Origin of the sequence: Asticcacaulis sp. AC402 (genome assembly GCF_000495835.1) — a bacterium.
Taxonomy (GTDB): Bacteria; Pseudomonadota; Alphaproteobacteria; order Caulobacterales; family Caulobacteraceae; genus Asticcacaulis.
In genome coordinates, this window is the sequence record NZ_AWGC01000021.1 from 1 (window position 1) to 25,889 (window position 25,889).

Sequence of the window (25,889 nt, forward strand, 5' to 3'; positions counted from 1 at the left end):
GTCGATTGAAATCCTGCATGGTGTTTCCTGTATGTCCTGGTTTTTGTAATCGTTTACAGAGGCGCCACGGGTTGTCAAGGCGAGCGCGGCTTTCTCGCTGGCGCAACGAGAACAGCTCGGCACAAGCAGAGTTGAATCCGGAAGGTTGCAGATGGCGCAGAAAAGCGCCAGAAGGGCGAACACAGGAGCACAATCAGGAGCCATTTATGAAGACCCGAGCCGCCGTTGCGTTTGAAGCGAAGAAGCCGTTGGAAATCGTCGAGGTCGACCTGGAAGGGCCGCGTGCCGGCGAGGTTCTTGTCGAAATTAAGGCCACCGGCATCTGCCACACCGACGCCTACACTCTGGACGGCTTCGACTCCGAAGGCCTGTTCCCGTCGATCCTGGGACACGAAGGCGCCGGTGTGGTTATCGAGGTCGGCGCCGGCGTCACCAGCCTGAAGCCCGGCGACCATGTCATCCCGCTTTACACGCCGGAATGCCGCCAGTGTAAATCCTGTCTGTCGCGCAAGACCAACCTGTGCACCGCCATTCGCGGCACGCAAGGAAAAGGCCTGATGCCGGACGGCAGTTCGCGTTTTTCCTATAAGGGCCAGGTGATACATCACTATATGGGCTGCTCGACCTTTGCCAACCACACCGTCCTGCCCGAAATTGCCCTGGCGAAGATCCGCGACGACGCGCCCTTCGACAAGGCCTGCTATATCGGCTGTGGCGTCACCACCGGCGTCGGCGCCGTGGTCAACACCGCCGGAGTCGAACCCGGCGCCAATGCCGTCGTCTTCGGCCTGGGCGGTATCGGCCTGAACGTCATCCAGGGCCTGAAGATGGTCGGGGCCGACCGCATCGTCGGCGTCGATATCAACGACTCCAAGGCCGAGTGGGGTAAGCGCTTCGGCATGACTCACTTCGTCAACCCGACGAAAATCTCCGGCGATCTGGTCGCGCACCTGGTCGAACTGACCGGCGGCGGGGCGGACTACACCTTCGACTGCACCGGCAATGTCGATGTTATGCGCACGGCGCTGGAAGCATGCCACCGCGGCTGGGGCGAAAGCATCATCATCGGCGTGGCGCCGTCGGGCGCGGAGATTCGCACCCGACCGTTCCAACTGGTCACGGGTCGTGTCTGGAAGGGTTCGGCCTTCGGCGGTGCGCGCGGCCGCACCGACGTGCCCAAGATCGTCGACTGGTACATGGACGGCAAGATCGAGATCGATCCGATGATCACCCATACCTTCCCGCTGGAGCGCATCAATGAGGCCTTCGACCTGATGCATGCCGGCGAAAGCATTCGGTCAGTGGTGGTGTTCTGACGAGGGGGGATGAATGACGCTGACGGTTGAACTGTCTCACGATGAAGCCTTGGTCCTGTTTGAATGGCTGGCGGCCCATCGTGACCGCAGAACTACCGACGATCCGGATATGGAAAGCATAACGGCTGAAGACATAGCCTTCAGCCAGCTGGAGGCGCAGTTGGAAACCCGGTTGTCGGAAATTTTTTCAGCGGATTACGCTGAACGGCTGGACGACGCAAAAAGCCGTTTGCTGAAGCAGGTCATTGGGGACTAACTTACTTACCGAAATTTACCATTCGGCCGCTGAGTTTCGCGTCCGATTTCTATCACGCCCCGGGTTACAGTTGCGGCTTACGTGAACGTCAACTGACACGGATCTGAGGAATGTATTCAGTGGACTTTATCTCCCAGCACCGCCTTTTCGACGGCATTCTTTATTTCATTCGCCACGACAGCGCCGCAACCGCCACACCGATGTCGGCCAGTGTCTTCGTGCCCGATGCAGCCGGAGCACGCACCGACGCGCCTTTCCCGGCATTGTACTGGCTGTCGGGCCTGACTTGCACCGCTAACAACTTCACCGAAAAGGCCGGCGCCTACCGCAAGGCCTCGGAACTGGGCCTGATCATCGTGGCGCCTGACACCTCGCCGCGCGGCGACGGCGTCGCCAACGATCCTGCCAGTGATCTGGGGCAGGGGGCCGGCTTCTATGTCGATGCTCTACAATCGCCGTGGAAGGCCCATTACCAGATGGAGACCTATGTCACGCGCGACCTGATCGAAGCCATTGAGGCCAACTTCCCGGCCGCACCCGGCAAACGCGGTATCTTCGGCCATTCCATGGGCGGTCACGGTGCCCTGACCCTGGCCATGAACCACGCCCACCTCTATCGCTCGGTGTCGGCCTTTGCACCGATTTCTTCGCCCATGCATGCGCCGTGGGGCGAAAAATCCTTAAGCAACTATCTGGGCCTTAACCGCTCGGCCTGGGAGCGTTACGACGCTTGCGTCCTGCTGGCCAAGGGCATGGCCAATCCGTTCGACGACATCCTGATCGATCAGGGCCTGAATGACCCGTTTATCGAGAACCAGCTCAAGCCGCAATTGCTGGAGCAGGCGGCGGCCACGGCGGGCCAGAAGGTCACCGTCCGCTATCACGACGGCTTCGACCATAGCTATTACTTTATCCAGAGCTTCATCGACAACCATATCGCCTTTCACGCGGAACGGCTGAAGTAATCACGCAGTTGTCAGGGTTCGGATCGCAGCCCGTATTGCGGCTGCGAACCGAACCCTTTACGCTTTTGGTGGGGCCGCGACAGGCCTCGTCGCGGATCTCCCCTCAATGCTGCTCTTCGCCTGCGCCGTCGTCCTCCTTCTGGTGGTCCTGAACGGCCTTTTTGCCATGTCCGAACTGGCCGTGGTATCGTCGCGCCGTACCAAGTTGCAAAGCCGCGCCGACCGCGGCAACAAGGGGGCCGCGGCCGCCCTGAAGCTCGCTGACGATCCCAACCGTTTCCTCTCGGCCGTCCAGGTTGGCATTACGCTGATCGGCATCCTGGCTGGCGCCTTCGGCCAGGCCACCATCGCCAGCGAACTGGACAAGATACTGGAAACCGTGCCGGTGCTGGCGCCCTGGTCCGAAGCCATGGCTACCGGCTTTGTTGTTGTTCTGCTGACCTATCTGTCGCTGATCATCGGCGAACTTCTGCCCAAGCGTTTAGCCATGCTTTTTCCGGAAACGATCGCCAGCGCCGTGTCACGACCCTTGAGCCTGATGGCGCTCCTGATGGGCCCCTTTGTCACGCTGCTGACCGCGTCGACCGCCCTGGCCTTACGGCTCATGGGCATCCGCGACAGCAAGGGCGAAGCGATTACGCAGGAAGAGGTCGAAAGCACCCTGGTCGAAGGGATGGGCGCCGGATTGATTGAACCCGGAGAAGCGGCCATGATGACCGAGGTCATGCGATTGGGTGACCGGCCGGTGCGCATTGCCATGACGCCGCGAACCCAGGTTTACCGTGTTTCGCTCGGCGACGATCTTGCAACTGTCAAAACCAGCATCCGCGAATGTCCCTATTCACGCTTTGTCGTCGTTGCCGACCAGGACGTGGAATCGGCTGTGGGTGTTGCCCATAAGCGCGATGTCGCCGATGTTCTTCTGGCGGGTGGGGAACTCGATCTGAAGGTATTGGTCCAGGAGCCCATCATCATTCCGGACACAACGTCTCTGCTCCAGGCGATGGAATCCTTCAAGGCCTCCGAACTGCATATTGCGTTCGTGGTCAACGAATACGGCGGTTTCGAAGGCGTGCTGACACCGACCGACCTGCTGGAAATGATCGCGGGCGACTTCCATGAAGGCCATGACGACGATGCGCTGAAGATCGTGCGCCGGGACGACGGTTCCATGCTCATCGATGGCCGCGCCAACCTGGTCGACCTGTCGGATGCCCTGGGCGAGGCTTTCGAAGCCGGCCCTGGCTTTCACACCCTTGCCGGCTTGATCCTCAATGAGTTGGGGCGTTTTCCAAAGGAGGGGGAGATCGTCCATCTTGGCCGGTTCAAGGTCGAGATTGTCGACATGGATGAACGCAGAATCGACAAGGTTCTGTTCCATAACGTACGACGATAGAGCGCAATCCGACAAAGTGTGTGGCACCCGCGCGGGCGCTCCCGCTTTCGGAAAATTTGCGCGAAAAAGCAGAGCTTGGAGCGGGGTTTTGATTCCATCAAAATGCATCCCGCCCTCGGTAAGGGGGAGAGTCATGAATCAGCTCTTATCGCGATGGCCCTGCTGATGGCGTCGTCGTCCGTTTACGCCGGAGAGGCCTGCCCCCAAACCGACGACAGCAATTTGCCGTCAGCCTTCCAGTCCTGGACCCGCCCGAACACGCTTACGGCCGCCAGCAGTGCGCCTGACCAGCCGCAAATCCAGATCGGCCAGTCCTACATCGTGCAATTGAAGCCGGTGCGTGAGACTGCCTATGACCCGGCGCCGAAGACGGTGAAGCCGGACACGTTCGGCGGATTGCTGATGCTGACCGTAAAGGCCGCCGGTGACTATACGGTTGCCTTGGACAGCCCCGTCTGGGTAGATGTCATCCGTGACGGCCAGGCGGTCGAATCTATCACGCATGGCCATGGCCCGGACTGTACCAGTCTTCGCAAGAAGGTGGTGTTTCTGCTCACACCTGGGACATTTACGGTGCAACTGGCCAATGCGCGCGATGCGACTGTCAAGATCGAGGTCGAAGCCGGAAGGCCTTAATCCAGCACCAGTTCGCGCAGGCGGTGTTCTTCTTCGAGTTGCTCGCGCGACAGCCGGTCGGCCTCGGCGGCGCGGTCCTTGAGGATCCCCAGAGCCGTCCATAGCTCGCCGATCTCGCCGCGCGACTGACTGGGTATTTCTGTGTCGTAGGCGCCTTCCGAAATGCGCACCATGGATTCGCGCACACGGGCGAGGGGGGTGGCGATGGCGTCGATGGCGATCCACAGCGATCCACCTAACAGCATCAGGATGCCCGAAACCGCCATCAGGAGAAACTGCGACTGGCGGTTCTCCTGGAACTTTTGCAGTTCGGCCTGGCTGACGGCCAGTTTCGCGTCCAAATCCGACACCATGGTGTCAATACGGCCCTGCATGGCTTCGCGGGAGATGCGGTACTTGTCCTTGTTGCCGTAGGCGTCGGCGGCGGGAAGGCCCTGCTCACGTGTCAGCTTGGCCAGGTAGCGGCCACCCTTGACGGTCTTCATCACGTCGGTTCGGACCAGGGTCAGTTCAGGCAATTCACCCGGGCGCAGGTGGGTCTGCCAGTCATTGAGGAAGGCTTCAAGCGCGGCGACCCGTTGCTCGACGCGATCCGCCTGGAACAGCTCTTCGGCGCGCGATTCCGACAGATAGACGCCGCGCATCTCGATGGCGCTGGCGCCGATCAGCCGGTTGAGCCGTTCGCCGCGGAAAGCGTTTTCGGAGTTATGGCGGTATTCGGCGATGATGCGGTTGTAATCGCTCATCGTTTTGAGGCTGAGGCCGGTGATGGTCGCCGCCAGCAGGGCAAATGCGGCGACGAGGCACAGTATCTTGGCTTTTATGGTCATGACGCCTACATTCTGTATGTCGTTCACCCCTGACTATCACACGTCTCTTAATAATTTGGCGCCTTAAAAGTTTCCGCAATGTGACCAAGGTTCGCGGCTTGACTCCGGCGCCTAAGCCCTGTAAGTCCGCGCCCTTCACACGGTTTGATCCCATGCTGCCGTTGCAATCGTGTTCGCATTCGCGCGGACGCCAGCCGGGGTTACAATAAGGTTAGTCTATGTCAAAGCGCCACAGCGCCAAGTACAAGCTCGACCGCGTCATGGGTGAAAACCTGTGGGGCCGTCCCAAGTCCCCCGTCAACAAGCGCAGCTACGGCCCGGGTCAGCACGGCCAGCGTCGCAAGCAGAAGATCTCGGACTTCGGCATCCAGCTGCGCGCCAAGCAAAAGCTGAAGGGCTACTACGGTAACATCACCGAAAAGCAGTTCCTGCGCACCTACGAAGAGGCGTCGCGCCGTAAGGGCAACACCTCCGAGAACCTGATCGCCCTGCTGGAAACCCGTCTCGATGCCCTGGTCTATCGCGCCAAGTTCGTGCCGACCGTCTGGGCGGCGCGTCAGTTCGTCAACCATGGTCACGTGACCGTCAACGGCCAACGCGTCAACATCCCTTCATACCGCGTGAAGCCGGATGACGTTGTGGAAGTTCGCGAACGTTCGCGCAGCATGGCCCTGGTTCTTGAGGCCCTGCAGTCGCCGGAACGCGACGTCCCGGACTATATCGAACTGGACGCCAAAGGCCAGAAGGCGCGCCTGGTCCGTCTCCCGGAACTGGCCGAAGTGCCGTATCCGGTCAAGATGGAACCGCATCTGATCGTCGAATATTACTCCTCGTAATCTTTGATCGATTGCTGAATTTGAAAACCCCGGAAGCCAGGCTTCCGGGGTTTTCTTTTATACTCTGTCCTTCTTGCCTTTGCCGTCATCGTGTTCGGGCTTGACCTCTTTGATCTGCAGCAGCAGCAGGGCCTCGGTCGTCAGCCCAGGTCGCAGGCGATGGAAAGGCGGCTCCGCGCCGAACTATGCTGGCAGCAGGCCCTTGTCGGCCAGGGCAGTCTTCAGTTCGCCCGACTGGTACATCTCGCGCACGATGTCGGCGCCGCCGATGAATTCGTCCTTGACGTAAAGTTGCGGGATGGTCGGCCAGTCGGAATAGACCTTGATGCCGTCGCGCAGGCTATCGTCCTGAAGCACATCGACGCCGACATATTCGACGCCGAGATGATCGAGGACCTGGACGACCAGGCTGGAGAAGCCGCAGCGCGGCTGTTCGGGGCTGCCCTTCATGAACAGGACGACATCATGGCCCTTGATGGTCTGCTCGATAAAGGTCTGGATGTCGGTGTCTTCGCTCACGGCAGGGCTCCTGAAAGGCAAATCGATGGATTACAGTCATATAGGCGGTAGCGCCGCCCATTTCCAGACTTAAGCCCGCTTGACGTTGAATCGCGCCATCTCGATCTGCGCGGGGACGGACGGCGGCATGTGGCGCTCGGGCACATCGGCCAGGGCTTCCAGGTGGGCAACGTCGTCGGGCTCGATGAAGATACAGGCCAGGCAAGGCTGCGACAAGGCGTAGCCCAGGCACAGCTCTTCCGGCGTCCAGCCGTAGGTCTGGTGCAGGAAGGCATGGGAGCCGGCGCCGGCCAGGGGATTGCGCGCCTTGCCGCCGAACCAGCCGCGGCGGGCCTCCGGCGGCACCACATCCGACGCCTTGCGATAGGCCTCGGGGAAAAAGGTGGTGGCGAAAACGTTCATTTCGCGCTGGATGGCGAAGTCGATTTGCCGGCGTTTGTCCCAGCTTGAGTCTATATCGTAGCTGGTGGCCAAAAGGTTGAACTGGCCGCCGCGGATCAGATCACCGAGGTCTTCCGTCTCCGCCTGGACGCCCGTATAGCGCAGCATCCGCGATTTTTGCAGCGTGCGCAAAAAGTCGACGCTGTCGTCAGGCAAGACGGCGGCGCCAGGCTGGCCGAACAGCAGCAGGTCGATCCAGTGCAGGCCGGCGTCGCGGATCACGGCCTTCAGACGTTCGCGAAGTGGTCCAAAAGTATAGGCGGCGGCGTCTGGGATGGCGCCCGGTTCGTGGGCGCTCAGGGCGATGAACAGCAGCTTGCGTTCGACGACGGCGAACACCTCGTTGGCAGCTTTCAGGATGCTGGGGTCAGTGCTGTCGAAATGGTAGGCATTGATGCCATTTTCGAGCGCGGCCAGGATCATTTTCTGCAGCAGGTTATGATTCTTGCGCAGCTTCTCGGAGTTGAGGCGCAAACCAATCGTTGACAGGGCCATGCCTGAGCGGCCGAAGGGGCGGTAACGCATAACCTTAGCCCCCGTTCCGCCAGAAGCGGACTGTATGCGTCCATGTCCGCATTGTTAAACGCCTCGCCGCCGCATCGTTGGAATTCGCTGTTACCCAACCGGCTAACATGAATAAGGTAATGAGACGGTTAAGACCGATTAAGAATGTCCGTCCATTTTGCGCATTTTTTTGCGCTGCGATGTTTTCCACGACAGGGTTCATATCCGGTTCAGCCGTGCTTCATTATGCTGTTTGGCCGGGGCGGGTTTCTGCGCTATAGTTAACACTCAATGCGGGAGGCGCAGCATGCCAAGGACAGTCAGTATGGGTTTGTTTGTCGGATTGATAATGACCCTGGCCCTGTTGGGTCAGGCCTCGGCCCAGACCTGCCCGCGCGCCGCCGCGGCGGAACTGGACAGCGCCATCGCCCAGACCCTGGCGGCCGTGCAAAGCGGCGATGCCGAGGGCCTGCTGGGCGTCATCAGCGACGACGGTGTGGCCTTCAATCCGGAAGGCAGCCAGGTCGGCTACCGCGCGCTACAGGCCGAGTTCAGCAACAAGAGCGGCCGTTTCTGCGCCTTGTTCACCTGCAATGGCCAGCGCGGCGCCCTGGGCACCAAATTCCAACGCGGCCAGATCGATAAACAGATCGACGAACGCCGCGGCCTCGCAACGGTGTTCATCAACGCCAACACCAATGACGAACTTCAGTTACACTACAAGCTGCGCAACTGCCGCTGGGAACTGACCGGCGTGGCAATGGTGGAGTAGGCGTAAGGTCCAGGATTCATTAAATCAAATATCTCCCCGTTCTACGGGGAGATATAATACCAACCCGCGAAAATCTTGACTCATCGTGGGTTGGCAAGCGCGCCAGAGAACGTACTTCGGGCGCCCGAGCTTTTGCGAGGAGCCATGGGGGGCGCCTAGTCCGGCGCTTGAGCTGAAAAAATGCGAATACCAAGCGTCATTCTTTATGAGGCTTGGTATAAGGTCGTTTTTGCCTGTTGGGCTTTAAGCCTTGCCCGACATATAGGCCGGCAACCACGATTCATTTGTCTCGCGTAGTGTCGCCAGGCTGACGCACAGTCCGGCAAAGATCAGATCCGAACCGGTCGCGACGCCGACCACCGAAATCGGCACCTCGGCCTCGGCGGCCTGGGCGATGACCAAATGGGCAGCGGCCTCATCGACAGCGACCAGATAACGCGCCTGGTCTTCGGCGAACGCATAGACATGATCGTCCAGGTCGCTCGGGTTCTTCAACTCCAGCCCGACACCCGACGCCAGCGCCATTTCGGCCGCGGCGCACAGCAGGCCACCGTCCGAAAGGTCGTGCACGCCCCTGGCGACACCGGTCCTGATCAACCGGCGCACGAGGACGCCATTGGCCTTTTCGCTTTCCAGATCAACCTTGGGCGGGGCGCCGATCTCCAGTCCGAAGACCTCGCGCAGATAGAGGGTTGAGCCCATCTCGCCCCTGGTCTCACCGACCAGCAGAATGACCTGACCCAAACGGACCTTGTTGTAGCCGATGCGCTTGTCATAATCCTTCAGCAGGCCAACAGCCCCGACGGTCGGAGTCGGCGGAATGGCGATGCCGTTGGTTTCATTGTACAGCGACACATTGCCCGACACGACCGGGAAGGCCAGTTCGCGGCAGGCCTCGGCCATACCGTCGATGGCGCGGACGATCTGGCCCATGATCTCGGGCTTTTCGGGATTGCCGAAGTTCAGGTTATCGGTGATGGCGATCGGCTCGGCGCCAACGGCGGTCAGGTTGCGCCAGGCCTCGGCGACGGCCTGCTTGCCGCCCTCATAGGGGTTGGCCTTGACGTAGCGGGGGGTGCAGTCCGAAGTGACGGCCAGGGCCTTGCGGGTGCCGTGGACGCGGACCATGCCGGCGTCGTGGCCTGTCGACGAATCCGACAGAGTATCGGCCATGACGTGGCGGTCGTACTGTTCCCACAGCCAGCGTTTGGAGGCCATGTCCGGGCAGGCCATGATCCTGATCAGGGCGTCGCCGACATTGGCCACGGGGACATCAGCCAGGGGCAGCACGGGTTCCTGGGCCGGTTCAACCCATGGCCTGTCATATAGCGGCGCATCGTCCGACAGCGGAGACAACGGCAGGTCGCAGACGACCTCGCCGTGATGCATCAGGACGATACGGCCGGTGGTATTGGTCTCGCCGATGACGGCAGCGTCCAGGCCCCACTTTTTGAAGATGCGATAGCCGTCTTCCTCGCGGCCGGGCTTCAGGATGGCCAGCATCCGCTCCTGGCTCTCCGACAGCATCATCTCATAGGCGGTCATATGGGTTTCGCGCTGGGGTACCTTGTCGAGGTCCAGAATAATGCCCAAACCGCCTTTCCCGGCCATTTCCACAGAACTGGAAGTAAGCCCGGCGGCCCCCATGTCCTGGATCGCGGCGACGGCACCCGAAGCCATCAGCTCCAGAGTCGCCTCGATCAACAGCTTTTCAGCAAAGGGATCCCCGACCTGAACGGTCGGGCGCTTTTCTTCCGAATCTTCGGAAAACTCGACACTGGCCATGGTGGCGCCATGGATGCCGTCGCGGCCGGTCTTGGAACCGAAATAGACGACAGGGAGGCCAGGCTCAGGCGCGGCGGAATAGAAGATCTTGTCGGCATCGGCCAGACCGACGCACATGGCATTGACCAGGATGTTGCCGTTATAGCCGCTGTGGAAGTTGGTCTCGCCGGCGACCGTCGGCACCCCGACACAATTGCCGTAGCCGCCGATGCCCGACACCACGCCTTCGACCAGGCGGCGCGTCTTGAGGTGGCCGGGCTCACCGAAACGCAGGGCGTTGAGCAGCGCTACCGGGCGGGCGCCCATGGTGAAGACGTCGCGCATGATGCCGCCGACCCCGGTCGCAGCGCCCTGATAGGGCTCGATGAAGGACGGGTGGTTGTGCGATTCCATCTTGAAGATGCAGGCCTGGCCATCATCGATGTCGATGACGCCGGCATTTTCACCTGGGCCGCAGATGACGCGCGGGCCGGTGACCGGGAACTTGCGCAGGTGCAGTCGCGAGGATTTATAGGAACAGTGCTCGGACCACATCACACTGAACACGCCCAGCTCGACATCATTGGGCTCTCGGCCAAGACGGTCAAGGATGACGGCGTATTCGTCGGCCTTCAGGCCATAGTCGGCGGCCTTTTGGGCCATGGACTTTTCAGGTTTTTGGGGTGCGGGGGCGGTCACTGTGGTCATGGCGCGCATGTAGCGGATTCACACCGGCATGTCAGCCGAAAACCGCTTGCTGTCGCTGCAAGAAAGTGCATTCTGTTTTCCATCGCGCGGAGGGCTATCATGTACAGGACACGTGTGTTGGTCTCCATTGTAGGTACCATCGTTATGTCAACCGGAGCCCTACCTGTGTTGGCTGCAGAGACGCATCTTTTCTGGTATGAAGATGATCCTACGCGAGCACGTTTGAATATCTACCTGAAATCCCAGTCAGATAGCGAAATATGTGTCGCGGATAAGTGGCCCGACGATGGCAAGTTCACAAGTGGCCAATCGCGTCAGGATTTACCCGAGCTTATTATACACGGTAAGACCTACCACAATATCTACAAAGAGTTCGCGGCCCCAATATGCCCAAGCTGTGCATTTTTTCTCAAGCCGGGTGAGCAGATTGACGGTTTTATACCATACGAAGACTATGAAATACCAGAAAGTGCTCTCAACGCACCGAAAAAGCTGATCATGGCGTCCCCGGTTGTACCCTGTCCCGCAGACGAGGCGGAGGATTAGGCCACCACCGCGTCTACGAGGCTTTTGAACATCGGTGCGCCGTCGGCCGAGCCCAGGGCGGCCTCGAAAGCGCGGTCGGGGTGGGGCATCATACCCAGCACATTGCCGGCCCGGTTGATGATGCCGGCGATATTGTTCATCGAGCCGTTGGGGTTTTCGACATAGCGGAACACAACCTGTTCGTTGTCTTCTATCGCCTTCAGCGACTCGGCGTCAGCGAAGAAGTTGCCATCGCCATTGCCCTGCGTCATCCACACGGTTTGCTTGTCACCATAGGCATTGGTGAACCGGGTGGCGCGGTTCTCGATCGTCAGTTCGATCGGCTTGCAGACATATTTCAAACCGGAATTGCGCAGCAGGGCGCCCGGAAGAAGCCCGCTTTCGCACAGGATCTGGAAGCCGTTGCAGATGCCCAGCACGGACACGCCGCGCTCCGCTTCACGCCGGACGGCCGCCATGACCGGCGACTGGGCGGCCATGGCGCCGCAGCGCAAATAGTCGCCGTAGGAGAAGCCACCGGGGATGACGATCAGGTCGAGGCCGGACGGAAGCTCCGTCTCCTGGTGCCACACCATCTCGACCTTACCCTTGACGGAGGTCTCGATGGCGGTCTTGCAGTCGCGGTCGCAGTTGGAACCGGGAAAAACGAGGACGGCGGCTTTCATGGTTTCAAGCGACCTCGACCTTGTAGGATTCGATGACCGTGTTGGCCAAAAGCTTTTCGCACATGGCCGTCAGTTCGCCTTTGGCCGCTTCGGGGTCCGAGCCGTCGAGGTCGAACTCCAGCAGCTTGCCGACGCGAACATTGGCGACGCCGTCCCAGCCCAGGCCATGGAGGGCGCCTTCGACCGCCTTGCCCTGAACGTCCAGAACACCGGGTTTGAGGAAAACGTGGACCTTAGCTTTCAAGGGGGGCGCCTTCATATTACTGTATTCCGCCTTCTATGACCTTGGGCATGTCGCCCATGATGCCGAGCCTTTTCGCGACTTCGGTATAGGATTCAATGACATTGCCCATGTCGCGACGAAAGCGGTCCTTGTCGAGCTTCTCGTTGGTCGTGGCGTCCCACAGCCGACACGAATCCGGGCTGATCTCGTCGGCCAGGATGACGCGCGAGAACTCGCCTTCGAACAGGCGACCATATTCGATCTTGAAATCGACCAGGGTAATACCGACGGCGGCGAACATGCCGCTGAGGAAGTCGTTGACCCGCAGCGTGGTGGCCAGGATGTCGTCGATTTCCTGGGTATTGGCCCAGTTGAAAGCGGTAACATGCTCTTCGGTGACCATCGGGTCTTCGAGGGCGTCGTTCTTGTAGTAGAATTCGATGATCGAGCGCGGCAACTGCTGGCCCTCGGGCAGGCCGAAGCGCTTGGCCATGGAGCCGGCGACGACATTGCGGCAGACCACCTCCAGCGGGATGATCTCGACTTCGCGGATCAGTTGCTCGCGCAGGTTCAGCCGCCTGATGAAATGATTTTGCACGCCGATATTGGTCAGCTTGGTCATGACGAATTCGGAGATGCGGTTGTTGATGACGCCCTTGCCCTCGAGAACGGCCTTTTTCTGGGCATTGAACGCCGTGGCGTCGTCCTTGAAATACTGAATCAGGGTGCCGGGCTCGGGGCCTTCATAGAGAATCTTGGCCTTGCCTTCGTATATTTTCTTGCGGCGGGTGGTCATGGACCGTCTCCAATAGGGGGAGGGGCCGAAAACGAGTCGAACAAACTCTTATCGGGATGGCATCATAGGGGATGCCGCTTGGCGCCGCAAATAAACAAAATCTTTTGCTGTGTAAACGCCGGTTCTTGTTGCACGCGCGAATAAGCGGATTTACAACGTCTGCCTGCCTGAAAGGTACTGTTCCAATGCCCCATACCGCCGAGCCTCTTCCTGACGCGACTTCCGACGGAGGCGACGCCGCCGAACGCCGTGCGGCCTCGGGCCGAAACCGCACGATTGCCTTGTGGGCGGCGGTCAAGATGGGCCTGAACCCGGAATCGAGCGAACTCTACGCCCAGGCGGTTGAGAACTTCCATGCCGAGCGTTCGACCGAGGAAGACGTGATTCGTAAAATTTACGGCGACCTGATAGCGTCCAACATTCAGGTGCGCGAAAGCGAAGTGCGCACGAAGGCGGCGGAGTTCCTGGCCCAGGCGCGCGAAGCTCAGAAATCCGACTCGAAATCCTGAGCGCCATGGCCAGCGTGTCACATGACTGACAGGCTGGAGCGCTAAAGTGATACGGCGATATCTTTACGCGGAGATGAACATGTCAGTGACCCGGCGTTTGCAGGCTTTTCTTTGTGCTATCATGGGCGCGGGCCTTCTGGCGCTGGCCGGCTGCGCCTCCCTGCCCACCGGAGGCGGAGGTGGCAGCGGCTTGCCGGAACAGCCAATTGATGCACCGCCGCCGCCGCCGCCGTCAGAAGGCACAGTGACCGAAGACACGGCGCCACCGCCACCTCCGCCACCTCCGCCACCGGAAATGCTGGTCTCGGGCCTGGCCTGGGAGATCAATCACGCCGAACGCCTGCCGTGGTCCGCTGAACTGCGCAGCCAGGTCCGTGGCAATCTGGCCTCATTCGACAAGGCGACGGACTGGGCCGACTTCTGCCCGACCTATGGCACCCTGACGGCCGATGACAAGGTCGAGGTCATAGCCACCCTGGCTGTGGCGATCGCCAAATTTGAAAGCAACTACAATCCCCGCAAAATCTACCTTGAGCCGGCCCCGCTGAATGTCAACTCGGTAGGCCTGTTCCAGTTGTCCTACGAGGACGGCTTTACCTGGTGCGTCCTGAACCGCGCCAGTAAGTCGCTGGAAGATCCCGTCAACAATATCCGTTGCGCCATCCCCAAAATGGCCAGACTGGTTGCCAAGGACAAGGTCGTCACGGCGGGTTCGACCGGCGCCAATGCCCAGGGGCTGGCGCGTTACTGGTCGACGGTGCGGCTGGGCTCGACGCACAAGCTGGCGGAAATCCGCGGTGCAACGCGCGCCCTGGGCGTATGTCACGGGTAAGCGTCTCTTTTATCGCTGAATAGCCCGTGCAAAGACGGCGATCCTTATGACGCCTTCCTTCGCTCCTTTTTCAGGCGAATCGGCCGGTAATTGAAAAGCGCGGTCCACCGGCATAGGGCGCGACCGAAGCCACCGAACGCGGCTGATCGCCGGCAAACAGCGCCAGGTCATTGAGACGCGGCATGATGCCGCCTTCGATATCGCCCGACGGCGAATGAAACAGCATTTGCCCGCCCCAGTCGCTGCGCCAATCGACCGTAAAGCCCCATTCGAAACACAGCCGCGCCGCCGTATCGGTGTGCCGCGTCAGAAAATCACCCGGGCGGTAGCAAACGGCGTCCAAGGCGATCAGGTCCAGGCCCGAGAGACCTGTCAGGTCTTCGCAGAACCTGGCAAACGCCGGCGCCTTTATCAGGTCAGCCAAGGGCTTCAACGGCAGGTCATCGACCGTCCCCATCAGGTCGTAACCGAGTCGCAGCCATGACAGACCGTTCTGGGCGCGCTCGGCGGCTTCTTGCAGGCGGTTCTGAATGTCAGTTTCGGGCAGGGTCGCCAGTTCGCGGCGATTGATCACCTCGGGGCCATTACCGCCGACCAGGTGAAGTTCCCACGGCGTCTCCTGCTCGAGGGCATGGTGGATCGCAGCGGCATCGTCGTCCGGCAAAACGCCTTCCAGCCGTATTCGCCCTTTGGAGCTGAACCGGCTGAGATAGCCTGCGGAGTCAAATTGCGTATTGAGGGTCAACATGGGGATCACCGCCTCACGCCGCGCATGCGGCATCGATCGTTTGGGATCCACAGATTACACAGATTATACAGATTAAGGTCGCTACGCGGCGGGCGTTCGCCTTTTTCTAATCTGTGAAATCTGTGCAATCTGTGGATAGACTTTCTTACGAGCCGAACACGCGGGCGAAGATGGTGTCGACGTGCTTGGTGTGATAGTCGAGGCTGAAGAAGGGCTCCAGCTCTTCACGCGTAAAGAACTTCGACACGTCCTCATCGGCGGCCAGGAAATCCAGAAACGCCCCTTCGCCGCGCCACACCTTCATGGCGTTACGCTGGACAGCCGAATACGAATCTTCACGCGACATGCCCTTTTGAGTCAAGGCGAGTAACACCCGCTGCGAATGGACCAGCCCACCCAGGCGGTCGATATTTTTCTGCATGTTCTCCGGATAGACCAACAGGTTCTCGATGACATTGGCCATGCGGCGCAACGCAAAATCCAGATGCACGCAGGCGTCCGGCGCGATGCCGCGTTCCACCGACGAATGCGAGATATCACGCTCGTGCCACAGGGCGACATTCTCCATCGCCGGCACCACCGCCGATCGCACCAGACGCGCCAGGCCGGTCAGGTTCTCGGTCAGGATCGGGTTGCGTTTGTGCGGCATGGCCGAACTGCCTTTTTGCCCCGGCGAGAAATACTCCTCCGCTTCCAGGACTTCCGTGCGCTGCAGGTGGCGGATCTCGACGGCCAGGCGCTCAATCGACGACGCCACAATGCCCAACGCCGCGAAGAAGGCGGCATGGCGGTCGCGTGGGATGACCTGGGTTGAGACCGGCTCGACGCTCAACCCCATCTTTTCAGCGACATAGGCTTCGACCTCAGGTGAGACATTGGCGAAGGTACCGACGGCGCCCGAAATGGCGCAGGTCGAAATCTCCTCACGCGCGGTCACCAGGCGCGCCCGGGCGCGCACAAATTCGGCATAGTAGCCGGCCAGCTTTAACCCGAAGGTCACTGGTTCGGCATGGATGCCGTGCGAACGACCGACCGTCGGGGTGAATTTGTGCTCCAGGGCGCGGCGCTTTAAGCCCGCCAGCAAAAGGTCGACGCCTTCGATCAGGAGGTCGGCCGAACGCTGAAGCTGGACGGCAAAACAGGTGTCGAGCACATCGGAAGACGTCATGCCCTGGTGCAGGAAGCGCGCTTCAGGACCTACAATTTCCGAAACATGGGTCAGGAAGGCGATGACGTCATGCTTAACCGTACGTTCGATTTCATCAATACGTTCGGCGTCGAATTGCGCATCCTGGCCCTTTTCCCACAGGGTCTTGGCGGCTTCGACCGGGATGACGCCCAGTTCGGCCATCCGGGTGGCGGCGTGGGCCTCGATCTCGAACCAGATCCGGTATTTGGTCGCCGCGTCCCAGATGGCGGCGGCGTCCTTGCGGGCATAGCGGGAGATCATGACGGAACCTTGTATTGACGAAGTTTGCGGCCTGATGGGCGCAGGCGGGCCGGGTGTCAAGTATCTTGAGCTTGTCGCGCAATTTATCCGAAACAAAGTTCGGCGAAGCCAAAGGTGGCAACCACTTTGTCGGATTGCGCTTGATCGTTTGCACCTGCGAAACAGCCGTCCTCACAATCTGGTTAATTTACGCTTTGTGGGTGTGAAGGCTTGGCACTGTGGTTTACAAAAGGTTAATTTCACCCGTTAGAGTCTACTTAGGTTGTTTGAGGGTTGTCGACGTGTCTAAGCTTTTCCTGAATTCCGGTGTCGCCGTTGTCGCCTTGTCTGTCCTGGCCCTGGCCGGGTCGGCGTCGGCCTTCGGTAACAAGCCGGCGGTGAAGCCCGTCAGTACCGGCTTCACAGAATCATCGCAACACGCTGCCGGCCAGACGGTGGCTGTCGTCCAGTCCGGCAGCCCCGGGCCAGCGGTGCCGGCCGGCGATGTCGTGGCCTATGACGGCGGTGAGGGGTCCGCTGCCTGGCAGGCCGTGCCGGAAGAGCTGCGCAAATATGCCCGCCCCGGCCAGTGCTTCGCCAAGCTGCTGGTAGCGCCCGAATTCGAAACCTACAAGGATCGCGTCCTCGTCGCCGAGGCACGCACCGAAACCCGCACCATCGCCGAAGTCGTCGAATGGCGGATGAAGGATGTTCTGGTCGAACCCGAAAAGGTTATGCGTCGGTCTATCCCACCCAAGACCCGTCAATTCATGGAAACTGAGGTCGTTACGCCTGCCGGGTTCCGTGATGAGGTGATCCCCGCCCGGTATGAAACGCGCACCGAACGCGTCATGGTTCAGCCCGAACGGCAGGTTTGGGTTGAAAAAGCTGGCATCGCTACGGGCGCTGCGCTTGTGACGCCCGTCACCCATGAAGCCGTGCGCTACCGCGCCGACGGCAGCCTGACGTGGCCTGGCAAGTACCCCGTTGTCATCCCGACCGACAATGCCACCACCCAGTATCTGCAGCAGGGCAGCGCCCAGACCGTGCTTTGCCTGGAAGTTTTGCCGGCGGTTTACCAAGACCGCAAGGTCAAGGTCATGGTCGAGCCCGAGCGCGTTCGCCGCGTTGAGGTCCCCGCGGTGACCCGTCAGGTCAGGCGCGTCGTTATCGCATCTGAGGGCCGCGAAGAGGAATATGTCGTCCCGGCCGTCTACAAGAAGCAGAAGGTCAAGGAAGTCATCACGCCCGCACGCGTCGAGACGGTCGAAATTCCGGCCGTTTATCGCGAAGAGGTCCGCAGCCGCGTCACTGACGGCGCCCAACCGGTCTGGCGCGAGGTGCTGTGCGACCGCAATGCCTCGCCGGCCCTTGTCTCGGATATTCAGCGCGAGTTGAACAAGCGCGGCTACAACGCCGGTCCGGTCGACGGCAAGCTGGGTTCGGGCACGGTCTCGGCCATGCAAAAATTCCAGGCCGACCAGGGCCTGCCGCAGGGCCAGATGTCGGTCGAGTCGGTCCGCGCCCTGGGTATCAAGCTCTAGATAACAAGACTGTTTTAGCGCGATGGCGGCGGATTTTGGGTTCAAAGTCCGCCGTTTTCATGTCTGTAGCGGGATGAATTTTGAAAGACTCAAAACACTGCTCTAAGGTTTTGTTCTGTCGCGCAATTTTTCCGTAAACGGGGACGCCCGTGCGGTGGCATCACTTTATCGGATTGCGCTTTAGGTAGTGCGTGCCTCGGCGCCGCGCGTGAAACCGGCTTCCATCACCCTTGAGCCCCAGCGGTCTGTCCCAGGCCAAAGCCCCGATTGTCCAGGTAAAAGGGGCGTCGTCGAATGCCTTGACATCACCGGTGCGGCCGACATCTATGTTGACGGCACGCAGGCGGGTTTCAGGGACTATGCCTGTTCCGGCCATTGCTGACACGGATGGGTAGCGAACGGCGCGACAACGGGCTCAATCAAGGAGAAACCTATGTACGGACTTATTGGCAGTTTCAGCGCCCAGCCGGGCAAGCGCGACGAACTGATCGGACTGATGACGGCCAGTGTCGGCGAAATGCCAGGTTGCCGCAGCTATGTCGTTGCGAAAGACCCCGACGACGGCGACAAAATCTGGATAACCGAGGTGTGGGACAGCGCCGAACAGCACAAGGCGTCAGTGGCCTTGCCGGCCGTTGCGGAAACCATCAAAAAAGCGATGCCGTTGATTGCGTCCTTCGGACAGCATACGGTAACCGAACCCGTCGGTGGTTACGGACTGTAACAAGGAGAAGTCATGATACGTCACATCGTTCCATTCCGTCTCAAGCACGGCAAGGGCACGCCCGAAGAAGCCGGCTTCCTCGCGGCTCTGGCCAAACTGGCCGAGATCCCGGGCGTTTTAAATCTGCAGGTCTTGCCGCAGATCAGCCGCAAGAACGACTTCGACTATGGCGTCTCGATGGAGTTCGCCTCGAACGCGGACTACCAGGCCTATAACGATCATCCGGACCATGTCGCCTTCGTCCAGGGCCGTTGGCTGCCGGAAGTGGCGGCGTTCTTGGAGATCGACTTTATCCTTGATTGGGGAGTTGCCGATACAGCGCAACCGGTCACTATCAACCCGGAGGGTTAATCGCGCATTGTAGTGCCTTAACCTTTGGGTTAACCTCGGAATATGAGGGCGCTGCACGTGCCGAAACGATGCGGGGGCATTATGGATTTTGACCCAAACGGCGACAACCAATCTTTGAACCGCGTCAGCGACAATGATTCGGCGCTTGGCCCAGAGAACCCGTCCCGCAACACGATACCAGCAATAGACACTCTTCAGCAGGGTCCTTCGACAGATTTCGAAAATGTTGAATTGGATACGGTTGATGGCATTGATACCTCCGGCAAGAGCGACGAAATATCGAAGCTGGTTGGTTATCTGCAAAATGTAAGCTACGCTTCATATCAGCGGCAGGATTTCGATGATCGCCTCGACGCTGCAAAAGGCTCACTCCAGGCTTTGAATTACCGTAAGGACGAGGGACTGGGTTACCTTAAAGACGAAGCCGAGTTGCTTGCAGTACACTACGACCGAATTCCGCGGTTTATCTCGATTTTGGCTTTCGTACTGGCGCTGGTGGTAACGACCGGTGCGTTTGTTTGGTACCTTGTCTCGCGAACACACTTGCACGATGCGTTGATTTATGCGGCCGGGATAAAGGACCCATTTGTCGCTTATCCGAATGCCATCAATTTTGTATTCTTGGCGGGCGTATCAATAGGTATAGCATCGCTTTGTCTTGGGCTAGGCTATCTCATTAGCTGGTTTCGGTGGTGGCGGGATTTCGAGTATCGCAACTCAGGTAACAATCGCGCCAAAGACATAAGACTTAGAAATCATGATGTTTTGTCAAATAGAATAAAAAATCTGCAACAAGTTGCGAATGAACGCGCTCGTAACAAGGATCCAGATCGGGGAGCTTCCGGGTTGTTGCGGGTATATCTGTTATTTATTTGCGGATATGTGTTGCACAAAACACTAAACCGATGCCACACGCGATTTCAGCAGGACTTTGATCAAATCTGGGTGCCATCCGTCAAGGCGAGGATAGAGCAACTGAAATGGCTTTGCGTTGTTGCTGCAATCGCCTGGGCAATGGTCGTCGCTTACAAATTGTTAAATCCAGCAACTGATGTCACCATACTTTTTTCTTTGGCGGCGATTTTGCTCCTACCTCTGGCGCTGGCTTGGTTTGTTCAGCGAAGTCTGTTCCACCGCGCCATTCGTGAGAAGGGCAATGTCGTCAAAAAGTTGGCCTTTTTGAAAGCCATGTACCAGACACATATTCCTGGTCATCTCCTTGCTGCCTTTAAGGAAACGGAGACAGAACGTTTGCGGTTCGATTTCCCCGACATTTATCAGTATAACGATGTCGAGGAATACGCCGCGTGGCTTCACAATACCTTGGGCGCCCTAAAGCGACATGAAGATGAGACTCGCAAGTAGTTCTACATCAACCTCTGCTGGCTCATGCTGACCACACCCTCGCGGCCCACGATCAGGTGATCATGCACCTTGATCCGCAGGGGTTCGCCGGCTTTCACTATCTGCCGCGTCATATCGATGTCCCCCGGGCTCGGGTTTGGATCGCCGGACGGATGATTGTGGACCAGGATCACGCTGACGGCCGATAACTCCAAGGCCCGGCGCATGATTTCGCGCGGATAGGCAGGCGCGTGGTCGACCGTCCCGTATCCCATAATCTCATCGGCCATCAGCTGGTACTTCTTGTCGAGGAAGAGCACACGGAACTGTTCGCGCGGTTCATGCGCCAACGTCACCTGGACATAGGCCATCAGGGCCGACCACGAGGCGATAACAGTGGTCCGCGTCACGGGCTGCGCCACGACCCGCCGCGTAGCCTCGAACATCAACTGCAAATCCAGTGCGATGTTTTTGGTGACCTTCAATGTCCGGCCTTTGCCGTCGACGACCGAGACCTGAACCATGTCTTCCAACGGCGCCGAAAGCACCGCCGGCAAGGAACCGAACCGGGTCAGCAGGGCCTTCGCCAATGGCTTCACGTCACGCTGAGGAATTGATCGGAACAGATACAGTTCCAACAGCTCATAATCGGGCAGGGCGCTGGCGCCCGTCTTGAGCGCGCGTTCGCGCAACCGGTCTCTGTGACCACTATGATCGGGTTTTTTCGGCTCGGAGGAAGCATCGGCAGAGGGCATGCAGCGACTATAGCCGCCGCGGTTGAACTGTCTATACCCGTTGCGGCCGGAACTGACCGGTCGTTGATGCGGTAAAGACTTCGACGCCATTGTCCGTCACGCCGCAGCTATGCTCGCATTGTGCGGTCAGGGTCTTGTCGCGCGTCACGGCCGTCCAGCCGTCGTTCAACACCTTGACCTCCGGGCGGCCGAGATTAATCATCGGCTCGACGGTGAAGAACATTCCCTTTTGCAGCTTGGGACCCGAACCGGCGCGACCGAAGTGCAAGACGTTGGGATTGTCGTGGAACACCCGGCCCAGACCGTGGCCGCAGAAGTCGCGCACCACCGAACACCGCTGGGCCTCCGCATAGCGTTGGATAGCCGCGGCGATATCTCCAAAGGTATTGCCCGGTTTGATCTGTTCCAGACCCAGGCGCAGAGCCTCGTAGGTGACATCGACGAGCCGCTTCGCCTTGGGGGCAACCTCGCCGACTTCGTACATGCGCGACGTATCGCCATGCCAGCCGTCAACGATCACCGTGACGTCGATATTGGCGATGTCGCCTTCGCGCAACGCCTTGTCCGACGGAATGCCGTGACAGACAATGTGATTGGGCGAGATACAGACGGTGTGCTGATAGCCTTTGTAGAAGACGCAGGCCGGAAAGGCGCCGTGGTCCATGATAAACTGGCGCGCCAGGTCGTCGAGATATGAGGTCTTCACGCCGGGTACGACGTGTGGGATCAACATGTCGAGACAATCGGCGGCCAGCCGGCCGGCGCGGCGCATGCCGGCAAAATCCTCATCCGAATGAATGCGAATAGTTTCGGAGCGGACGAGATAATCGGAATCTGTGGTCATGGCGGCAATATAGTCGCCTGACGGTCCAGAATCTAGGGCATTTCGGACAGGCACGTCGGCATCGACCAGCCCATGTCGTCATGGCGCAGGCTTTCACGCGCGGTCAGGCCTGGCGCGCAGGCGGGGCATTCCTCCAGCGTCTCCGCGGCGGTAAGGCCGTGGTCGATCGCGTCCATGATACAGATGATACGTTCGGCATGATTATCTAAGGGCAGGTCGCCTTTGGCCATGAGCCGGTCTCCTTGGTGACGCAGTTACACAGTGCCCGCCCGAGCCTTGAGTCCCAATATAGTCCGACCGCGGACCAGATGCAGTGACCGGCCGTTTGCAATGCACAACACATTGTCGTGACTTGCCCACGGTGGCCTCGCGCTATCCTCTGGCGCACCTCCGCAGAAGCGCTTAAGTGATGTTCATGCGTGCGCGGATTCTGACTTTTGGCAATGAAAAGGGTGGGGCGGGGAAATCGACCGTCGCCATGCACGTCGCTGTTCATCTCCTGCACCAGGGCATGCGGGTTGCCTTTATCGACCTCGACCTGCGCCAGCGCACCCTGGCGCGGTTCTTTTCCAGCCGCCTGACCTGGGCGCGGGCGCGTGCCGTCGCCATCCCGCACGCCGCCGAACCCTTCCTGCATGACAAACCAGCGACGCTGCTGGAGGTTCCGCAAATGCAAGCGAAGATGGCTTTTGATCGCGCGCTGGACGAAGCCGTTCAGACCGCCGATTTCGTCATTATAGATACGCCCGGCGGCGACCATGTCCTCAGTCGCCGCGCACATGCTGCGGCCCATCTCATCATCACGCCGATGAACGACAGCTTTATCGACTTCGACCTGTTGGGCGAGGTCGATCCTGTGACGCTCGACGTGAAGCGTCCGTCAATCTACGCTGAAACCGTGTGGAATTCGCGCAAACAACGCGTTCGCTGGGATGGCCGGTCGATCGAATGGATCGTGTTACGTAACCGTCTGGCCGCCCATGAGGCGCGCAACCGCAAACGCGTTGACGAGCGCGTTGCCGCCTTAGGCAAGCGCGTCGGTTTCCGCGTCCTGGCTGGTCTGCGCGATCGCGTCATCTACCGCGAACTGTTTCCCTTCGGCCTGACGGTCCAGGACTTGTCGCCCGAGATTCGTCCGGTGGCTGTGTCCATCGCCCATATTTCGGCGCGCCAGGAATTGCGTGCATTGATGCTATCCCTGGGCCTGGAAGCCGGCGATGATGTTGCCGCTCCCTGCCTCGCTGACACCGGGAGCTGAAGCATGTGGATTGCGGTGGGCGCGGCCATCCTGGCCATGCTGATCTTCCTGGGCCGTCAGATCAGGCTGGGTAAAGTCCAATCCGGCCCGTGGTTCCGGCAATTTCGTGTCCTGCGCGGCGTCACCAGCCTGGGCCTGATGGTTCTGGGCGTCGCCCTGATGGCGCGCGGCGCCTTCTGGCCGGGCCTGGCCGCCCTGGCGGCGGCCATCTTGGTCAGCAGCACCGTGCGCTTCTCCGTCTTCCCGTCCGGCCCCGACCGGCCGGAAGCCGCGGCCGCCTACACACCTGAAGAAATCAAGGCCTATCAGACCCTGGGCCTGGCGATCGGCGCCGACCGCAAGACCGTGATCGGCGCGTGGAAGCAACTGATGAAGGCGGCCCATCCTGACCAGGGCGGCTCGACCGACCGCGCCAAGGCACTCAATGCCGCCCGGGACGTGCTTTTGAAGCGACGGTAGGTTTTGCCATTCTGCTAGAACGATCATTCAAATGCCTCTTGACATAGCGCGGGTTTGAACGATTAATCAAGATCAGTGTTACGGGGAAGTGCCATGGCCGATGTCAAAGCCGAAACCGACAAGATGATCGCCAATCTCGAAACCGCGACGGGCAAGCCTTTCGTCGAGTGGCTGACCCTGGCCCGCAGCAGCGGTTTGGACAAACACAAGGCCGTGGTCGACTGGCTGAAGGTCGAACAGGGCCTGACCCACGGCTATGCCAATCTGGTGGCGCACAAGACCTTCGGCTCCGATGCCGGCTCCAATGCCGACGACGATCTGATGAAGGCCATGTTCGCCGGCCCCAAAAGCGCGATGAAGCCCGTCTATGACCGCATCGCCGCCATCCTCGCCGACCTTGACGGCGTCGAATTCGCGCCGAAAAAAGGCTATGTCAGTTTCCGCCGAAGCAAGCAGTTCGGCCTGGCACAGCCCTCCACCAGGGACCGTCTTGACCTCGGCCTGGTGCTGAAAGGGGTGGCGCCGGACGGCCGGCTTGAAGCGGCGGGCAGTTTCAATGCCATGGTCAGTCACCGCGTCCGGCTGGCCTCAGCTGACGAGGTTGATGCGCACGTCGCAGCCTGGCTGCGGCAGGCCTGGGAGGCCGCGTGAAACCCGAACTCGACACCCGCACCAAGATCGTACTGGCCGCCATGGATCTCTTCTGGACCAAGGGTTACAACTCGACGTCGATCGCCGACATCCTGAGCCGCACCCAGCTCAACAGCGGCAGTCTTTACCATGCCTTTCCGGGCAAGCAGGACGTGCTCATTGCCGTGCTCGAAGCCTATCGCGACGGACTGTATCCCAATCTGCTCGACCCGGCCTGGCAGGGCGTCGAAGACCCGATCGACCGAATCTTCGCCCTGCTGGACCGCTATCGCTGGCTGATCGTCGAAACCGAATGCACCTATGGCTGCCCCATCGGCAGCCTGGCGCTGGAACTGCACGAAGCCGATCCCGTGGTGCGCAACCTGCTGGCCGTCAACTTCACCGGCTGGACCCGCGCGATCGAAGCCTGCCTGGACGCTGCCGGCGATCGTCTGCCGGTGGGCCTGGACAAGGCCGCCCTGGCTCAGTTCGTGCTGACCACCATGGAGGGCGGCGTGATGCAGGCGCGCACGCATCTCGACGTAACCTATTTCGACCGTGGCGTGACGATGCTGCGGGACCACTTCGATATGCTGATGGCGCGTGCGGCCCGGCGCACGGAACTGATCTGAGGGAGTTCATTATGATCCGACGTTGTTTATTGGCCGCCGCTGCAGCCTTCTGTCTGGCCCAGCCCGTCGCCGCCCTGGCGCAAACGCCCGAGGTGCCGGTCAAGGCCACAGGCCGCGCCGCCTTTGCCCCTCTGGAAGCCTGGGCCGGCAAGACCTGGCGCGGCACCGGCAAGGGCCCGGCTGGCGGCGCCCCCATCAACGATATCCAGCAATGGCAGTGGGACCTGGGCGGCCATGCCATCCGCATCGTCCATTCGGTCAATAATGGCGCCTACGCCGGTGAGAGCGTGCTGTTCCCCGCAGCCGATGGTGACGGCTATGTCTATACCTACGTCACGACGGGCGGCTTCTATACGACCGGTATCATTCGGGCGGGGGTAGGCAAGGGCTATGTCGCCGAAGAAACCGTGCATGGTGTCCCGGGGATGGGCAAGCTGCGGTCGAAGGGCGAGATCGGCGCTGATGGCGTCTATCGCGTGCGCTCGAGCATGGAAAAGGATGGCCAGTGGGTCGAGACCGGCGGTTTCGACTATGTCGAGGATGCAACCGCGACACCGGTCCTTCCGCCGTTGCCGGCCAGGCCCTGATACAAAAAAAAACAGACAAAAAAACCGACTCAGGATGAGCCGGTTTCTTTTACCAGTATCGGGGAAAGGT

Annotated in this window: 31 protein-coding genes; 19 read left to right on the forward strand and 12 right to left on the reverse strand. The window is 60.0% G+C overall.

Annotation, left to right across the window (positions count from 1 at the left end):
• The first annotated feature begins 206 nt into the window (after positions 1-206).
• The 5 genes from ABAC402_RS33115 (at position 207) to ABAC402_RS0120425 (ending at position 4,569) form a co-directional block, all read left to right on the forward strand.
• Positions 207-1,316: an S-(hydroxymethyl)glutathione dehydrogenase/class III alcohol dehydrogenase gene (locus ABAC402_RS33115; protein WP_023450125.1), complete on the forward strand. Its 1,110-nt coding sequence runs from the start codon at positions 207-209 to the stop codon at positions 1,314-1,316.
• A gap of 13 nt (positions 1,317-1,329) precedes the next feature.
• Positions 1,330-1,572, forward strand: a complete 243-nt coding sequence (locus ABAC402_RS33120) for a hypothetical protein (RefSeq protein WP_023450126.1) — start codon at positions 1,330-1,332, stop codon at positions 1,570-1,572.
• A 110-nt stretch (positions 1,573-1,682) separates the two neighbouring features.
• Positions 1,683-2,537, forward strand: coding sequence for an S-formylglutathione hydrolase (gene fghA, locus ABAC402_RS33125; protein ID WP_023450127.1), 855 nt, complete (start codon positions 1,683-1,685; stop codon positions 2,535-2,537).
• A 106-nt stretch (positions 2,538-2,643) separates the two neighbouring features.
• On the forward strand, positions 2,644-3,933 hold the full coding sequence (locus tag ABAC402_RS33130; protein WP_023450128.1) for a hemolysin family protein: 1,290 nt from the start codon (positions 2,644-2,646) through the stop codon (positions 3,931-3,933).
• A 165-nt stretch (positions 3,934-4,098) separates the two neighbouring features.
• Positions 4,099-4,569, forward strand: coding sequence for a hypothetical protein (locus ABAC402_RS0120425; RefSeq protein ID WP_155847405.1), 471 nt, complete (start codon positions 4,099-4,101; stop codon positions 4,567-4,569).
• Here the strand turns inward: ABAC402_RS0120425 and ABAC402_RS33135 are convergent.
• Complete coding sequence (locus ABAC402_RS33135; RefSeq protein ID WP_052025332.1) at positions 4,566-5,399, reverse strand: HAMP domain-containing protein; 834 nt, start codon at positions 5,397-5,399, stop codon at positions 4,566-4,568. The genes ABAC402_RS0120425 and ABAC402_RS33135 overlap by 4 nt on opposite strands.
• Before the next feature lie 218 nt (positions 5,400-5,617).
• Between ABAC402_RS33135 and rpsD the strand changes: the two genes are divergently transcribed.
• On the forward strand, positions 5,618-6,235 hold the full coding sequence (gene rpsD, locus ABAC402_RS33140) for a 30S ribosomal protein S4 (RefSeq protein WP_023450131.1): 618 nt from the start codon (positions 5,618-5,620) through the stop codon (positions 6,233-6,235).
• Positions 6,236-6,418: 183 nt separating this feature from the next.
• On the opposite strand, the gene grxD is transcribed toward rpsD, so the two are convergent.
• Positions 6,419-6,754: a Grx4 family monothiol glutaredoxin gene (gene grxD, locus ABAC402_RS33145; protein WP_023450132.1), complete on the reverse strand. Its 336-nt coding sequence runs from the start codon at positions 6,752-6,754 to the stop codon at positions 6,419-6,421.
• Positions 6,755-6,823: 69 nt separating this feature from the next.
• Positions 6,824-7,720: a hypothetical protein gene (locus tag ABAC402_RS33150; RefSeq protein WP_023450133.1), complete on the reverse strand. Its 897-nt coding sequence runs from the start codon at positions 7,718-7,720 to the stop codon at positions 6,824-6,826.
• A gap of 286 nt (positions 7,721-8,006) precedes the next feature.
• Between ABAC402_RS33150 and ABAC402_RS33155 the strand changes: the two genes are divergently transcribed.
• A complete protein-coding gene (locus tag ABAC402_RS33155; protein WP_155847406.1) occupies positions 8,007-8,471 on the forward strand; it encodes a hypothetical protein in 465 nt (154 codons plus the stop codon).
• 243 nt (positions 8,472-8,714) lie between these two features.
• Here the strand turns inward: ABAC402_RS33155 and purL are convergent, their stop codons facing one another.
• The 4 genes from purL to purC form a co-directional block, all read right to left on the reverse strand.
• The gene (gene purL, locus ABAC402_RS33160) at positions 8,715-10,943 is read right to left on the reverse strand and encodes a phosphoribosylformylglycinamidine synthase subunit PurL (RefSeq protein WP_031235733.1); all 2,229 of its coding nucleotides are present in this window, start codon (positions 10,941-10,943) and stop codon (positions 8,715-8,717) included.
• Between the two features lie 542 nt (positions 10,944-11,485).
• Positions 11,486-12,154 (reverse strand): phosphoribosylformylglycinamidine synthase subunit PurQ, encoded by a 669-nt coding sequence (gene purQ, locus ABAC402_RS33165; protein WP_023450137.1) that lies wholly within the window; start codon positions 12,152-12,154, stop codon positions 11,486-11,488.
• Positions 12,155-12,158: 4 nt separating this feature from the next.
• Complete coding sequence (gene purS, locus ABAC402_RS33170) at positions 12,159-12,413, reverse strand: phosphoribosylformylglycinamidine synthase subunit PurS (protein ID WP_023450138.1); 255 nt, start codon at positions 12,411-12,413, stop codon at positions 12,159-12,161.
• Position 12,414: 1 nt separating this feature from the next.
• The gene (gene purC, locus ABAC402_RS33175; protein ID WP_023450139.1) at positions 12,415-13,173 is read right to left on the reverse strand and encodes a phosphoribosylaminoimidazolesuccinocarboxamide synthase; all 759 of its coding nucleotides are present in this window, start codon (positions 13,171-13,173) and stop codon (positions 12,415-12,417) included.
• Between the two features lie 185 nt (positions 13,174-13,358).
• Here purC and ABAC402_RS33180 point away from each other — a divergent pair, with 185 nt between their 5' ends.
• Both ABAC402_RS33180 and ABAC402_RS33185 read left to right on the forward strand, forming a co-directional pair.
• Complete coding sequence (locus tag ABAC402_RS33180) at positions 13,359-13,682, forward strand: ATPase inhibitor subunit zeta (RefSeq protein WP_023450140.1); 324 nt, start codon at positions 13,359-13,361, stop codon at positions 13,680-13,682.
• Positions 13,683-13,761: 79 nt separating this feature from the next.
• Positions 13,762-14,514 carry a transglycosylase SLT domain-containing protein gene (locus tag ABAC402_RS33185; protein ID WP_155847407.1) on the forward strand — a complete coding sequence of 251 codons (753 nt, stop codon included), beginning with the start codon at positions 13,762-13,764 and terminating at the stop codon, positions 14,512-14,514.
• A gap of 70 nt (positions 14,515-14,584) precedes the next feature.
• On the opposite strand, the gene ABAC402_RS33190 is transcribed toward ABAC402_RS33185, so the two are convergent.
• Together ABAC402_RS33190 and purB are read right to left on the reverse strand one after the other, a co-directional pair.
• A complete protein-coding gene (locus tag ABAC402_RS33190; protein ID WP_031235737.1) occupies positions 14,585-15,262 on the reverse strand; it encodes a 2OG-Fe(II) oxygenase family protein in 678 nt (225 codons plus the stop codon).
• 145 nt (positions 15,263-15,407) lie between these two features.
• On the reverse strand, positions 15,408-16,712 hold the full coding sequence (gene purB, locus ABAC402_RS33195; protein ID WP_023450143.1) for an adenylosuccinate lyase: 1,305 nt from the start codon (positions 16,710-16,712) through the stop codon (positions 15,408-15,410).
• A 281-nt stretch (positions 16,713-16,993) separates the two neighbouring features.
• Between purB and ABAC402_RS33200 the strand changes: the two genes are divergently transcribed.
• The 5 genes from ABAC402_RS33200 to ABAC402_RS33215 all read left to right on the forward strand — a co-directional run bounded on the left by ABAC402_RS33200 (position 16,994) and on the right by ABAC402_RS33215 (position 20,675).
• On the forward strand, positions 16,994-18,235 hold the full coding sequence (locus tag ABAC402_RS33200; protein ID WP_023450144.1) for a peptidoglycan-binding domain-containing protein: 1,242 nt from the start codon (positions 16,994-16,996) through the stop codon (positions 18,233-18,235).
• Positions 18,236-18,443: 208 nt separating this feature from the next.
• Positions 18,444-18,617, forward strand: coding sequence for a hypothetical protein (locus ABAC402_RS40270; protein WP_155847409.1), 174 nt, complete (start codon positions 18,444-18,446; stop codon positions 18,615-18,617).
• A gap of 51 nt (positions 18,618-18,668) precedes the next feature.
• Entirely contained in the window at positions 18,669-18,959 is a 291-nt protein-coding gene (locus ABAC402_RS33205; protein WP_023450145.1) for a putative quinol monooxygenase, read from the forward strand.
• Positions 18,960-18,971: 12 nt separating this feature from the next.
• A complete protein-coding gene (locus tag ABAC402_RS33210) occupies positions 18,972-19,310 on the forward strand; it encodes a Dabb family protein (protein ID WP_023450146.1) in 339 nt (112 codons plus the stop codon).
• An 81-nt stretch (positions 19,311-19,391) separates the two neighbouring features.
• Complete coding sequence (locus ABAC402_RS33215) at positions 19,392-20,675, forward strand: hypothetical protein (RefSeq protein ID WP_023450147.1); 1,284 nt, start codon at positions 19,392-19,394, stop codon at positions 20,673-20,675.
• 2 nt (positions 20,676-20,677) lie between these two features.
• Here ABAC402_RS33215 and radC read toward each other — a convergent pair whose 3' ends face one another.
• The 3 genes from radC to ABAC402_RS33230 are packed head-to-tail and all read right to left on the reverse strand — an operon-like array spanning position 20,678 to position 22,483.
• The gene (gene radC, locus ABAC402_RS33220) at positions 20,678-21,409 is read right to left on the reverse strand and encodes a DNA repair protein RadC (protein ID WP_031235740.1); all 732 of its coding nucleotides are present in this window, start codon (positions 21,407-21,409) and stop codon (positions 20,678-20,680) included.
• A 31-nt stretch (positions 21,410-21,440) separates the two neighbouring features.
• The gene (map, locus tag ABAC402_RS33225; protein ID WP_023450149.1) at positions 21,441-22,253 is read right to left on the reverse strand and encodes a type I methionyl aminopeptidase; all 813 of its coding nucleotides are present in this window, start codon (positions 22,251-22,253) and stop codon (positions 21,441-21,443) included.
• Positions 22,254-22,285: 32 nt separating this feature from the next.
• A complete protein-coding gene (locus tag ABAC402_RS33230) occupies positions 22,286-22,483 on the reverse strand; it encodes a hypothetical protein (protein WP_023450150.1) in 198 nt (65 codons plus the stop codon).
• A gap of 185 nt (positions 22,484-22,668) precedes the next feature.
• Between ABAC402_RS33230 and ABAC402_RS33235 the strand changes: the two genes are divergently transcribed.
• The 5 genes from ABAC402_RS33235 (at position 22,669) to ABAC402_RS39305 (ending at position 25,819) form a co-directional block, all read left to right on the forward strand.
• Complete coding sequence (locus ABAC402_RS33235) at positions 22,669-23,511, forward strand: division plane positioning ATPase MipZ (protein WP_031235741.1); 843 nt, start codon at positions 22,669-22,671, stop codon at positions 23,509-23,511.
• A gap of 3 nt (positions 23,512-23,514) precedes the next feature.
• Complete coding sequence (locus ABAC402_RS33240) at positions 23,515-23,970, forward strand: hypothetical protein (protein WP_023450152.1); 456 nt, start codon at positions 23,515-23,517, stop codon at positions 23,968-23,970.
• Positions 23,971-24,063: 93 nt separating this feature from the next.
• Positions 24,064-24,621 carry a DUF5655 domain-containing protein gene (locus ABAC402_RS33245; RefSeq protein WP_023450153.1) on the forward strand — a complete coding sequence of 186 codons (558 nt, stop codon included), beginning with the start codon at positions 24,064-24,066 and terminating at the stop codon, positions 24,619-24,621.
• Positions 24,618-25,232, forward strand: coding sequence for a TetR/AcrR family transcriptional regulator (locus ABAC402_RS33250; RefSeq protein WP_023450154.1), 615 nt, complete (start codon positions 24,618-24,620; stop codon positions 25,230-25,232). Before ABAC402_RS33245 ends, ABAC402_RS33250 begins: the two co-directional genes overlap by 4 nt.
• An 11-nt stretch (positions 25,233-25,243) precedes the next feature.
• Positions 25,244-25,819 (forward strand): hypothetical protein, encoded by a 576-nt coding sequence (locus tag ABAC402_RS39305; protein ID WP_155847410.1) that lies wholly within the window; start codon positions 25,244-25,246, stop codon positions 25,817-25,819.
• Positions 25,820-25,889 lie beyond the last annotated feature (70 nt).